Raw genomic sequence first — 12,480 nt, forward strand, 5'->3', positions numbered from 1 at the left:
GGGGGGGGGCCGGGCGGGAGGGCGGGGGGGGGCCCACTAATCTTTAAAACTGGGTAAACCCCGCGCGGCCCCGGGGAACCTAGGTTGCGGGGGGCCGGGCGCGGCCCCCCCGCCCCCGACCCCCCTCCCGGAGGAACCGCGTGCTGCTCTCCCCCCGCTCCGCCCGCCGCGCCACCGCCGCCGCGGCGGCCGTCCTCGTCGGCCTCGTCGCCCTGCCCGCCAGCGCCACCGCCACCTCGCCCGCCACCACCGCCGCCTCCGGCGTGGACGAGCGGGAGCGCGCCGGGCGGGCGGCGCCGACCGCCGAGCGCTCCGCCGCCACCGCGAGCGTGCGCGGCCTGGACCTGGACTCCGCCACCATCCCGCAGCTGCAGGAGCGCATGGCCGCCGGCGAGCTGACCGCCGTGCAGCTGACCCGCGCGTACCTGCAGCGCATCCGCCGGGTCGACCCGGACCTGGGCGCGGTGCTGGCGGTCAACCCCGCGGCGCTGGCCGAGGCGCGCGCCAGCGACCGGGCGCGCCGGCACGGCGGCCCGCGCGGGGCGCTGGAGGGCATCCCGGTGCTGCTGAAGGACAATGTCGACGCGCAGGGCATGGCCACCACGGCCGGCTCGCGCGCGATGCTGGGCACCCGCCCCGACGACGCGACCCTGACGGCGAAGCTGCGCGCGGCCGGCGCGGTCGTGATCGGCAAGGCGAACCTGTCGGAGTGGGCGAACTTCCGCGGCGACGCCTCCACCAGCGGCTGGAGCGGGGTGGGCGGGCAGACCGGCAACCCGTACGTGCTGGACCGCAACCCCTGCGGCTCCTCCTCCGGCTCCGGCGCGGGGGTGGCCGCCTCGCTGGCGCAGGTGGCGATCGGCACCGAGACGGACGGCTCGATCGTGTGCCCGGCGGGTGCGAACGGCATCGTGGGCGTCAAGCCGACCCTGGGCCTGGTCAGCCGCGACGGCGTGGTGCCGATCTCCGCGGAGCAGGACACCGCCGGTCCGATGGCCCGGCACGCGGTGGACGCCGCGATCGTGCTGGACGTGATCGCCGGGGAGGACCCGGCGGACGCGGCGACGCTGGCGAACCCGGACGCGGAGGTGGACTACACCGCCCTGGACGCCGACGCCCTGGACGGCGCGCGGGTGGGGGTGTGGACGCTGAGCGAGGAGGAGCGCGAGGCCGTCGGCCCGGACACCGCCGAGGTGTTCGACCGCGCCGCCAAGGAGATGGAGGCGGCGGGCGCCACCACCGTGCCGGTGCGGCTGGACTACCTGGACCTCGTCGGGCAGAACGAGGGCCCGGCGCTGACGGCGGAGTTCAAGCGGGACCTGAACGCGTACCTGGCCGCGACCCCCGGGGCGCCGGCGGACCTGGCGGCGGTGATCGCGTTCAACGAGCAGGACCCCGTGGAGCTGGCGTACTTCGGCCAGGAGACGATGCTCGCCGCGCAGGCGGGCGAGGTGCCCGCGGACGACGCGCAGGCGCGCGCGGCGCGCATCGTGGCCCGCTCCCTGGCGCGGGCCTCGATCGACGAGGCGCTGGCGCAGGGCCCCGGCGCCGAGGACGACCTCGACGCGGTCGTCGGCCTGACCGGCACCCCGGCGTGGAAGACGCGCTACGCCTCGGTGGACGGGGAGGCGGACCGCTTCGCGTACGCCACCTCCACGCCCGCGGCGGTGGCCGGCTACCCGAACGTGGCGGTGCCGGCCGGGTTCGCCGGCCCGCGCGGGGCGCTGCCGGTGGGGGTGTCGTTCACCGGCGCGCAGTGGGACGACGCGGGCGTGCTGAGCCTGGCGTACTCCTTCGAGCAGGCCACGCACGCGCGGCGCGCGCCCGGGTACCTGCCGACGCTGGGCGAGTGAGGCGCGGGGGTGCCGCCGCGCGGCGGGCCGGGCGCCCGGTGCCCCCGGGAACCGGTGCCGTCAAGACGAGGGCGTGATCGCCCGCATCGGCGCGGCCAGCTCGTTGGCGAAGAACTCCAGGAACCCGTCGGGGTCCGGGCCGGCGTTCTGGGTGACGACGTGGTCGAAACCCGCGTCGACGTACTGCTGCACGTTGCTCAGGTACCCGGCCGGGTCGGGGCCGACGGCGAACTGCGCGGTGACGTCCTCGGCCTTGACCGTCCGGGTCGCGGCGTCGAAGTTCACCGGGTTCGGCAGCTCCGCCATGACCTTCCAGCCGGTGACCGCCCAGCGGCTCTTCTCCAGCACCGCCTCCACCGCCGAGCGCTCGTCCGGCGCCCACGCCATCGGCACCTCCGCGTACGCCGGGCCGCTGCCGCCCAGCCGCTTCCAGGTGTCCACCATGTCGCCCTTGGGCTCGGTGGCGAACAGCCCGTCGCCCAGCTCGGCGGCGATGCGCGCCGACGCCGGGCCGCTGGCCGCCACCGCGATGACGGGCAGCTGCTCCGGCAGGTCGAAGACGCGCGCGTCCTCCAGGCGCAGGTGCTTGCCCTCGTACGTGCGGTACCCGCCCCGCCACAGCAGCCGGATGATCTCCAGCGCCTCGCGGAAGCGCTCGTGCCGCTCGGCGACGGCGGGGAAACCCCGGCCGACGACGTGCTCGTTGAGGCGCTCGCCGGCGCCCACGCCGAGCGTGAACCGGCCGTCGGAGATGATCTGCATCGTCGCCGCGGCCTGCGCGATGATCGCCGGGTGGTAGCGCACCGACGGGCACGTCACGCCGGTGACCAGCCCGATCCGCTCCGTCTTGGCCGCGATGGCCGCGAACAGGCTCCAGGTGAAACCCGAGTGCCCCTGCACGTCCAGCCAGGGGTGGAAGTGGTCGCTCATCTCCACGAAGTCGTACCCGGCCCGCTCGGCCTCCACGGCCTGCCGGATGATCTCCTTCGGGTCGAAGGCCTCGGTGGCCAGCTTGTACCCGATGCGCATGCGTTCCTCCGTGCTCGGCTGCTCGGCTGATCGGATCGGCGGGGCCCCGTCGCGGGGGCGGGGCGGGAGCGCGCGCCGCGGCGCCGGGCGCCCCGCCCGGTCCCGAGGTGTGCGCGCGCCGCCGGGGCGGTAGACCGGGACCGGACCCGACCGTCGCGACCCTAGGGGAGACGTGACCGACCAGCACGCCGAGCGGACCTCCGCCCTGCTGCGCGAACTGCTCGCCGCCTACGGCCCGGTCGGGCGCGAGGGCGCGGTGCGCGACGTGTGCGCGCGCGAGCTGCGCGGCCTGGTGGACGAGCTGTGGACCGACCCCGCCGGCAACCTCGTCGGCCTCGTGCGCGGCGACGGCGACCGCCCCGCCCCCGGCGTGCGGGTCACCGCGCACCTGGACGAGCTGTCGATGATCGTCAAGCGGGTCGAGGCCGACGGGACCCTGCACGTGGGCGAGCTGGGGGTGATGTACCCGGGGAACTTCGGGCTGGGACCGGTCGCGGTCCTCGGCGACGTCGAGGAGCTCACCGGCGTGCTGGCCCTGGGTTCCGAGCACACCTCGCAGGAGTCGCAGCGCATCTGGCAGACCAAGCCCGACGGCGGCGACCGGGCCATGGACTGGGACCACGTGTTCGTCTTCACCGGCCGCACCCCCGAGCAGCTGACCGCGGCCGGGGTGCACCCGGGCACGCGGGTGTGCGTGCACCGCAGCAAGCGCGCCCCCGTCGAGTTCGGCGACCACGTCGGCGGCTACTTCCTCGACGACCGCGCCGCGGTGACCGTCGTGCTCGAGGCCGCCCGCCGGCTGCGCGAGCGCGGCGCGCGCCCGCCCGCCGACGTGCACCTCGTGCTCACCACCGCCGAGGAGATCGGCGGCGTCGGCGCCTCCTACGCCGCCCGCACGCTGCCCGGCGACGTCGTGCTCGCCGTCGAGGTCGGCCCGGCCGAGCCCGAGTACGGCACCGTCGTGGACTCCGGCCCGATCGTCGCCTACGCCGACGCCGCCGCCGTCTACGACGTCGCGATCGCCGACCACCTGCTGCGCCTGGGCCGCGAGCTGGGCCTGGACCCGCGCGCGGCGGCGTTCACGGCCTTCGAGTCCGACGCCTCCCAGGCGCAGGTGAAGGGCCAGACCCCGCGCGCGGCGCTGCTCTGCCTGCCCACCCTGAGCACCCACGGCTACGAGGTCGTGCACCGCGGCGCGATCGGCGGCTGCGCGGACCTGCTCGTGGAGTACCTGCTGCGCCCGGCGGCGTGAGCCGCCGGGGCCGGGGGTTGCCCCCGGCGGCGATCCGCGACAGCCTCACCCCAGCCGGACCCGGGCGCGCCAGGGCGCGCGGGACGGCGCGGGGGAGGTCGTCGTGACCAGGGCTGTGCGCTTCGAGCGGTTCGGCGGTCCGGACGTGCTCCACGTCGTGGACGTGCCCGCGCCCGAGCCGGGACCGGGTCAGGTGCGCGTGACCGTGCGCGCGGCCGGCATCACCGCGGTGCACGCCGCCGTGCGCGAGGGCGCCCTGGCGCAGCTGTACCCGCAGGCCTTCCCCGGCTCCGAGGGCGCGGAGTTCGCCGGCGTGGTCACCGCCGCCGGCGACGGCTCCGGCGTCGAGGTCGGCGAGGAGGTCCTCGGCTGGAGCGAGCGGCACGCCGCGCACGCCGAGAGCGTCCTGGTGCCCGCCGCCCACGTGGTGCCCAAGCCCGCCGGGCTGCCCTGGGAGGCGGCCGGCTCCCTGTACGTCGCCGGCGTCGCCGCCCACGCCTGCGTGTGCGCGGTGGGCGTGCGCGACGGCGACGCGGTCGTCGTGGCCGGTGCCACCACCGACGTCGGCTCCTTCGCCGTGCAGCTGGCCCGCCTGTGCGGCGCGCGCGTCGTCGGCGTGGCCGGCGCCGAGCACCACGACTGGCTGCACGCGCACGGCTGCGACGCGGTGGCCCCCGCCGACGACCCGGCCGCGCTGGCCCGGCGCGTGCGCGAGCTGACCCCGCGCGTGGACGCCCTGGTGGACACCACCGGCGCGGACCTGCCGCCGCTGGCCGGCGCGCTGGGCGTGGCCGACGAGCGGGCGGTGTCCACCGTCGAGGTCGAGGCCGCCGTGGAGTTCGGCGGCGCCCCGGCCCCCACGGCGACCCGCCGCGCCGAGGTCCTCGCCGAGCTCGCCCAGCTCGTGGCCGACGGCCGGCTGCACGTGCCGATCGCCGGGGCCTACCCGCTGGCCGACGTGCGCGCGGCCGCGGCGGCCGCCGAGCGCCCCGGCCGCCACGGGCGCGTGGTCCTGCTGCCCTGAGCCGCGCCGCCCTCAGCCGGCCGGCGGGGCCGTCTGCGCGGCCATGCGCACCGGGGCGTTGACCGCGCCGTAGCCGCGGTAGCCGCCCACGCGCTGCACCACCTCCACGAACAGCTCCCGGCTCAGCGAGCGCGTGGCGAAGTGCAGCAGCTCGCCGTGCTCGTCGCGGTCGTACATGACGTCGTTCTCGCGCAGCCGCGCCAGGAACGCCGCGTCCAGGCCGTAGCGGGCCTCCAGGTCGTCGTAGTAGTTGCCCGGCACCGGCAGCACCTCCCCGCCGTTGCGGCGGAACGCGGCCGCGGCCGCCGTCGCGTCCGCCGCGGCGAAGGCCACGTGCCCGGCGCCCGCCGGCCGCCCGCGCAGCATCGACGACGTCGGCGCCACGCTGACCGCCACGCGCACCCGCTGGTGCGGGGAGGTCAGCGCGCGGGTGCGCACCAGGCCCGCCGGGCCCGGCACCACCGAGACCGCCTCCGCCTCCAGCCCCAGCACGGAGGAGAGGAACAGCGTGGCGGCGTCGAAGCCGGCGAACGGCTGCGGCAGCACCACGTGGTCCACGCCGGTGAGCGCCACCGCCTCGCGCCCGTCCTCCTCCGCGCCCGGCCCGCACGGGGCGAAGTCCGTCAGCCACCCGCCCGGGCCGTCCCCGCAGAACTGCACCCACGTGCCGTCCGGGGCCACGACCGAGGGGATCTCCGCCTCGCCGGGGCCCGCGGCCCGGTTCACCACCGGCGCCAGCAGGGTGCGCGCCCGCTCGTGCAGCGCGTGCGGCTGCGGCGTGGCCAGGCCCAGCGCCGAGACCTGCGCGCGCACGTCGTCGCGGCGGCGGTTCAGCACCACCCGCGCGGCGCCGTTGGACCACAGCTCCACCGGGGCGCTGCGGTGCTCGCCGGTGCGCGAGAACCCCAGCTGCGCCAGCAGCCGCGTCACCGCCGGCGCGGTGGCGGGGGAGGAGGACACCTCCGCGAAGGCCCACTCGCGCACCGCCGGCGGCTCCGGCAGCGAGGGCGAGGGCGAGGCCGGCGGCAGGCCCGGCCGGTGCCGGAACGTGCGGTCGCGCAGGTGCCGCAGCGAGCGCATCGCGTCCACCGCCGTCGCCACCGGGTCCGCCTGCCGGAACAGGTCGTTGAACACCTCCAGCGACACAGGCCCGCGGTAGCCGCTGCTGACCACGGCGGCGTGGAAGCGCTCCAGGTCGAACTCGCCCTGGCCGGGGAAGCAGCGGTGGTGCCGGCTCAGCGGCAGCACGTCCATCGACAGCCGCGGCGCGTCGGCGATCTGGTAGAAGAACACGTCCCGCGCGGGGATGTCGGCGATGCCCGAGGGGTCGTCGCCGCGCGAGAGCACGTGGAAGGAGTCCAGGCAGTTGCCCAGCGCCGGGTGGTCCGCCGCGGCGACCAGCCGCGCGGCGTGCCGGTAGTCCGACACGTGCGCCCCCCACGCCAGCGCCTCGTACGCCAGGCGCACCCCGTGCGAGGCGGCCACCCCCGCCGCCGCGTTCAGCTGCTCGGCCAGCAGCGCGTCGTCGCGCACCGCGCCGGGGTGCACCGCCGAGCACACCAGGACCAGGTCGGTGCCCAGCTCCAGCGCCAGCTCGCACTTGCGGTGCAGCCGGTGGGCGTTGCGGGCCACCGCCGCCGGGTCCACGTCGTCGACGTCGCGGAAGGGCTGGAACAGCGAGACCGACAGCCCCAGGTCCTCCACCCGCCGGCGCAGCACCGCCGGCGGCTCGGGGCTGGCCAGCAGGTCCGGCTCGAAGACCTCCACGGCGTCGAAGCCGGCCGCGGCCACCGCCCGCAGCTTCTCGTCCAGCGTGCCCGCCAGGCACACCGTGGCGATCGAGGTGCGCAGCTCGTGCGTGCCCCCGCCGCTGCCGCCGCCCCCGGCCGCGCCCCCGCGCGGGGCCACCGACCCCCCGGACCCCACCGACCCCACCGACCCCACCGACCCCACCGACACGTGCCCCCCAGGCCTCGCCGCCGCCGCCCGGCTCCCCGGCCGGGCGGGGCACACCCTGGCACGCCCGCGGCCGGCGCGGGGCCCCCCGGCCGCACCGGTGCCCCGGACGGGGGAGCGGCGGGCGGCCCGTAGGGTGCTGCGGTGAGCCTGCCCGACCGCCCCTTCGCCGCCGTGCTGCTCGACATGGACGGCACCCTCGTGGACTCCACCGCCGCCATCGCCCGCTGCTGGAGCACCTGGGCCCTGGAGCACGGCATCACCCAGCGGCAGCTGGTGGCCGCCCACGGCCACGGCCGCCCCGCCGCCGAGATCGTGCGCGACCTGGTGGGCGCCGAGCGCGCCGAGCAGGCCGCCGCGCGCATCACCGAGCTGGAGGTCGCCGACGTCGACGGCGTCGTGCAGCTGCCCGGGGTGCCGCAGCTGCTGGCCGCCCTGCCGCACGGGCGCTGGGCGGTGGTCACCTCCTGCGACCGCGCCCTGGCCGACGCCCGCCGCGGCGCCGCCGGGCTGCCCGAGCCGGCCGCCCTGGTCACCTACGACGACGTCTCCCGCGGCAAGCCGGACCCCGAGTGCTTCCTGCTCGGCGCCCGGCGCCTGGGCGTGGACCCCGCCGACTGCCTCGTCGTCGAGGACGCCCCGGCCGGGCTGGCCGCCGCGCGCGCCGCCGGCTGCGCCACCCTGGCCGTGCGCACCACCCACCCCACCGGGCCGCTGCGGGCCGACGCCGTCGTGGCGCTGCTCTCGCACGTGCGCGCCGCCGCCGTCGAGGGGGGCGTGCGCGTGGAGGTCCTCCAGGAGGCCCCGGACGGGGTGTAACGCCCGGGCCGCCGGCGGCGATGACACCCCCGGACCCGGCCGCTGCCCGGACCCCCGAGCGGGCAGCGACCGGGTCCTCGCACGCCCGCCGGGCCCGCCGCGCGCGCCGGCGCGGCTCCGGGCCCGGGTGCGTCGGCGCTCGGCGGTAACCTCCCTGCATGCCCACCGCCACCGCAGCGCACCCTCCCCGCCCGTTCGGGGGGGTGCTGTCCGCGATGGTCACCCCGTTCACCGCGTCCGGCGCCGTGGACGTCGAGGGTGCCGCCGCCCTGGCCGAGCGCCTCCTGGCCCAGGGCCACGACGGGCTCGTCGTCAGCGGCACCACGGGGGAGTCCCCCACCACCTCCGACGCCGAGAAGGACCGGCTGCTGCGCGCCGTGCTCGAGGCCGTCGGCGACCGGGCCCACGTCCTGGCCGGCGTGGGCACCAACGACACCGCGCACAGCACGGAGCTGGCCCAGGCCGCCGAGAAGGCCGGCGCCCACGGGCTGCTCGTGGTGACGCCCTACTACTCCAAGCCCCCGCAGGCGGCGCTGGCGCACCACTTCCGCACCGTCGCCGACGCCACCGCCCTGCCGGTGATGCTCTACGACATCCCGGGGCGCTCCGGGGTGCCCATCGAGACCGAGACGCTGGTGCGCCTGGCCGAGCACGAGCGGATCACCGCGGTCAAGGACGCCAAGGGCGACCTGGCCGCCACCTCCTGGGTGCTGGCGCGCACCGACCTGGCGTACTACTCCGGCGAGGACGCGCTGAACCTGGCGCTGCTGGCGCACGGCGCCTCCGGCGTCGTCAGCGTCGTGGCCCACGTGGCCGGCGAGCAGTACGCGCGCATGGTCGCCGCGGTGGACGCCGGCGACCTGCCCACCGCCCGCGCCCTGCACGCGCAACTGCTGCCCGCCGTGCGCGGGATCATGACGCGCACGCAGGGCGTCGTGGCCGTCAAGGCCGCCCTGGAGCTCACCGGTGCGCTGCCGCGCCGCGCGGTGCGCCCGCCCCTGCTGGAGGCCACCCCCGACGAGGTCGCCGCGATCGCCGCGGACCTCGCCGACGCCGGGCTGCTGCCCGGCCCCACCGACACCTGAACACCCACCCCACGGTCGCGACCGCCCCGGTCGCAGGAGGAGCTTCATGAGCCACCCCCACCCCGAGCTGTCCGCCCCGCCGCCGCTGCCCGACGGCGCCCTGCGCGTCGTCGGCCTCGGCGGGCTGGGCGAGGTCGGGCGCAACATGACGGTGCTCGAGCACCGCGGCAAGCTGCTGATCATCGACTGCGGCGTGCTGTTCCCCGAGGAGCACCAGCCCGGCGTCGACCTGATCCTGCCGGACTTCGCCCCCATCGCCGACCGCCTCGACGACGTCGTGGCGATCGTGCTCACCCACGGCCACGAGGACCACATCGGCGCCGTGCCCTACCTGCTGCGCCTGCGGCAGGACATCCCGCTCGTCGGCTCGCAGCTGACGCTGGCCCTGATCGAGGCCAAGCTCAAGGAGCACCGCATCCGCCCCTACACGCTGGGGGTCAAGGAGGGGCAGACCGAGCAGCTCGGCCCGTTCTCCTGCGAGTTCATCGCGGTCAACCACTCCATCCCGGACGCGCTGGCCGTCGCCGTGCGCACCGACGCCGGCCTGCTGCTGCACACCGGCGACTTCAAGATGGACCAGCTGCCGCTGGACGGGCGCATCACCGACCTCAACGCCTTCGCCCGCCTGGGCGACGAGGGCGTGGACCTCTTCTGCGTGGACTCCACCAACGCCGAGGTGCCCGGGTTCACCGCCCCCGAGCGCGACATCGGCCCGGTGCTGGAGCAGCTCTTCGGCCGCGCCGAGCGCCGCATCGTCGTGGCCTCCTTCTCCAGCCACGTGCACCGCGTGCAGCAGGTGCTGCACGCCGCCGACGCGCACGGCCGCAAGGTCGCCTTCGTGGGCCGCTCCATGGTCCGCAACATGGGCATCGCCGCCGACCTGGGCTACCTCGACGTCCCGCCGGGGGTCCTCATCGACCTCAAGCAGGTCGACGACCTGCCCGACGACCGCGTCGTGCTCATGTGCACCGGCTCGCAGGGCGAGCCGATGGCCGCGCTCTCGCGCATGGCCAACCGCGACCACCGCGTCTCCATCAGCGCCGGCGACACCGTCGTGATGGCCAGCTCGCTCATCCCGGGCAACGAGAACGCCGTCTTCCGCGTCATCAACGGCCTCATCCGCCTCGGCGCGAACGTCGTGCACCAGCAGAGCGCGAAGATCCACGTCTCCGGGCACGCCAGCGCCGGTGAGCTGCTCTACTGCTACAACATCCTCAAGCCGCGCAACGTCATGCCGGTGCACGGCGAGTACCGCCACCTCATCGCCAACGGCGACCTCGCCGTCAAGACCGGCGTGCCGCGCGAGCGCGTCGTCATCGCCGAGGACGGCGTCGTCGTCGACCTCGTCGACGGCAGGGCGAGCATCACCGGCGCCGTGCCCGTCGGGTACGTCTACGTCGACGGCTCCAGCGTCGGCGAGATCACCGAGGCGGACCTGAAGGACCGGCGCATCCTCAGCGAGGAGGGGTTCATCTCCATCTTCGTCGCCGTCGACTCCGTCACCGGCAAGGTCGTCTCCGGCCCGGAGTTCAACGCCCGCGGCTTCATCGGCGACGGCGACGACCGCTTCGCCGGCATCAGGTCCAAGGTCGAGGCCGCCCTCAACGAGGCCTCCACCGGTGCCGTCGACACCCACCAGCTGCAGCAGATCGTGCGGCGCACGGTGGGCAGCTGGGTCAGCCAGAAGCACCGCCGCCGCCCGATGATCGTCCCGGTCGTCGTCACCGCCTGACGCGACCGGTCCCGCCCCGCCGGGCGGGGGAGCCCGCGGCCCGCGACCGTCACCGGTCGCGGGTCGCGGCGCCTCACCAGCCCCAGCCGCGCCGCGAGCCCAGCTCGCGCACCGCCGCCTCCAGCGCCGCGGCCACCCGGGAGCGGTCGGTGTCCGCGTGCGACAGGCGCAGCCGGCTGACCACGTCGCGGCCCTCGGTGAACAGCCCGCCGCGGCGGTCGGCCTCCAGCACCACGTCCACCCCGTGCGGGTCCGCCAGGAACGTCACCTCCAGCTCGTTCACCCCGCGCACGCGCGCCGGCGGCGCGAACTCCAGCTCCTGGTAGAACGGCAGGTCCGAGCCGCGCACGCGGCCCTTCTCCACGTCGGCGCTCTTGAACCGCCAGCCCAGCGAGCCCAGCGCGTCCACCACCGCCTGCTGCACCGGCAGCGGCGCCACCGTCAGGGCGTCCAGGTCGCCGGGGTCCACGGAGCCGGCGATGACGAGCCTGGTGACCACCCCGACGTGCACCCCGCGCAGGTGCCAGCCGCCGATCGCGGTCACCGGCGTCTGCCAGGGCAGCTGCAGCGAGAAGGGCAGCTCGGCGCGCTCGCCGGGCACCGTGGTGAACCCCCCGCCGACGCGGGCGGTGCCGAAGACGACGTCCTCGCGCCACTCGGAGTCCCCGCTCTCCACCTCCACGCGCGCCTGCAGGGCGACGACGACCTCCTGCACGTCCTGCGCCACCGACCCGCCGACCACGACGACGCGGCCGCCGACCGGGCCGCCCGGCTGGGCCACCGCCCGCTCCAGCACCGTGTCCACCGACGCCGCGCCCGCGCCGAAGCGCGCCGCGAGGTTGCGCAAGCCCATCTCGTCCTCCGTCCGTGCCCGGGCCGCCGGCCGGCCCCCACCGTGGTCGACGGGCGGGGTTGGCGCCGCGTTCCCGCACCGCTGCCCGCCCGGCGCGCGCCGGGCGCACGGGTGCGGCACCGTGGAGCCGTGACCGTGCGACCCGTCACCGTCGAGGAGGTCGTCGAGGCGCTGGGCCGGCTCGCCTTCGCCGACACCGGCTGCACGGTCGACGTCGTCGTCTGAGCGTCCCCGCCCGGGCGCGCGGGAGGGACCGCCGTGGAGCGCACGCTGATCGACGTCACCGTCCCGCTGGTGCCCGGGCGGGTGCCGCTGTACCCCGGCGACACCGAGCTGACCGTGGAGCGCCAGCAGTCCCTGCACGACGGGGGCGTCAACGTCTCGCGCCTGGAGCTCTCGGCGCACTGCGGCACCCACGTCGACGCGCCGGTGCACTTCCTGGCCGGCGCCGGCGGCATCGAGACCGTGCCGCTGGACGTCCTCGTCGGCCCGTGCGAGGTCGTCGACGCCACCGGCCCCGAGGGGCACCTGGACGCCGCCGCGGTGCGCGCCCTGGAGCTCGGCGGGGGCACCGAGCGCGTCCTGCTGCGCACCCGCGGCGGCGCCCTGTGGGACGGCCCGCGCTTCAGCGCGGACTTCCCGGCGCTGACCGGCGACGGGGCGGCCGCGCTCGTCGAGCGCGGCGTGCGGCTGGTGGGCATCGACTACCTGTCCATCGCCCCGTTCGACGACCCCGCGCCCGCGCACGAGGTGCTGCTGCGCGCCGGCGTCGTGGTCGTGGAGGCCCTGGACCTGGGGGGGGGGGCGCCGGGGGGCGTCGGGGTGTCCTGGCTGCCGCTGCTGGTGGCCGGGGGCGGCCGCGGCCCCCCCCGCGGGG

The 12,480-nt window shown here is 77.0% G+C and carries 10 protein-coding genes; 7 read left to right on the plus strand and 3 right to left on the minus strand.

All coding sequences use genetic code 11. The features are described from left to right. The first annotated feature begins 140 nt into the window (after positions 1–140). On the plus strand, positions 141–1,853 hold the full coding sequence (locus ACRYR7_RS20475; RefSeq protein ID WP_432573956.1) for an amidase: 1,713 nt from the start codon (positions 141–143) through the stop codon (positions 1,851–1,853). Between the two features lie 60 nt (positions 1,854–1,913). On the opposite strand, the gene ACRYR7_RS20480 is transcribed toward ACRYR7_RS20475, so the two are convergent. After that, a complete protein-coding gene (locus ACRYR7_RS20480; protein ID WP_432573957.1) occupies positions 1,914–2,882 on the minus strand; it encodes a TIGR03557 family F420-dependent LLM class oxidoreductase in 969 nt (322 codons plus the stop codon). A gap of 172 nt (positions 2,883–3,054) precedes the next feature. Here ACRYR7_RS20480 and ACRYR7_RS20485 point away from each other — a divergent pair, with 172 nt between their 5' ends. Both ACRYR7_RS20485 and ACRYR7_RS20490 read left to right on the plus strand, forming a co-directional pair. Beyond that, positions 3,055–4,134, plus strand: coding sequence for a M20/M25/M40 family metallo-hydrolase (locus ACRYR7_RS20485; protein ID WP_432573958.1), 1,080 nt, complete (start codon positions 3,055–3,057; stop codon positions 4,132–4,134). A gap of 103 nt (positions 4,135–4,237) precedes the next feature. After that, positions 4,238–5,158, plus strand: coding sequence for an NADP-dependent oxidoreductase (locus ACRYR7_RS20490; RefSeq protein WP_432573959.1), 921 nt, complete (start codon positions 4,238–4,240; stop codon positions 5,156–5,158). Positions 5,159–5,170: 12 nt separating this feature from the next. Here ACRYR7_RS20490 and ACRYR7_RS20495 read toward each other — a convergent pair whose 3' ends face one another. Then, positions 5,171–7,066 carry a sugar phosphate isomerase/epimerase and 4-hydroxyphenylpyruvate domain-containing protein gene (locus tag ACRYR7_RS20495; protein ID WP_432573960.1) on the minus strand — a complete coding sequence of 632 codons (1,896 nt, stop codon included), beginning with the start codon at positions 7,064–7,066 and terminating at the stop codon, positions 5,171–5,173. 192 nt (positions 7,067–7,258) lie between these two features. On the opposite strand from ACRYR7_RS20495, the gene ACRYR7_RS20500 reads away from it, so the two are divergent. The 3 genes from ACRYR7_RS20500 to ACRYR7_RS20510 all read left to right on the plus strand — a co-directional run bounded on the left by ACRYR7_RS20500 (position 7,259) and on the right by ACRYR7_RS20510 (position 10,750). Beyond that, positions 7,259–7,933 (plus strand): HAD-IA family hydrolase, encoded by a 675-nt coding sequence (locus tag ACRYR7_RS20500; protein WP_432573961.1) that lies wholly within the window; start codon positions 7,259–7,261, stop codon positions 7,931–7,933. Positions 7,934–8,091: 158 nt separating this feature from the next. Beyond that, complete coding sequence (gene dapA / locus ACRYR7_RS20505) at positions 8,092–9,018, plus strand: 4-hydroxy-tetrahydrodipicolinate synthase (RefSeq protein ID WP_432573962.1); 927 nt, start codon at positions 8,092–8,094, stop codon at positions 9,016–9,018. Between the two features lie 46 nt (positions 9,019–9,064). Then, positions 9,065–10,750 carry a ribonuclease J gene (locus tag ACRYR7_RS20510; RefSeq protein ID WP_432573963.1) on the plus strand — a complete coding sequence of 562 codons (1,686 nt, stop codon included), beginning with the start codon at positions 9,065–9,067 and terminating at the stop codon, positions 10,748–10,750. A gap of 73 nt (positions 10,751–10,823) precedes the next feature. Here ACRYR7_RS20510 and ACRYR7_RS20515 read toward each other — a convergent pair whose 3' ends face one another. Beyond that, the gene (locus ACRYR7_RS20515; protein ID WP_432573964.1) at positions 10,824–11,603 is read right to left on the minus strand and encodes a sporulation protein; all 780 of its coding nucleotides are present in this window, start codon (positions 11,601–11,603) and stop codon (positions 10,824–10,826) included. A 258-nt stretch (positions 11,604–11,861) separates the two neighbouring features. Here ACRYR7_RS20515 and ACRYR7_RS20520 point away from each other — a divergent pair. Continuing rightward, on the plus strand, positions 11,862–12,480 hold a 619-nt coding region (locus ACRYR7_RS20520), incomplete at its 3' end, for a cyclase family protein (RefSeq protein WP_432573965.1).

Source organism: Kineococcus gurbantunggutensis, from assembly GCF_050871925.1.
Lineage (GTDB): Bacteria > Actinomycetota > Actinomycetes > Actinomycetales > Kineococcaceae > Kineococcus.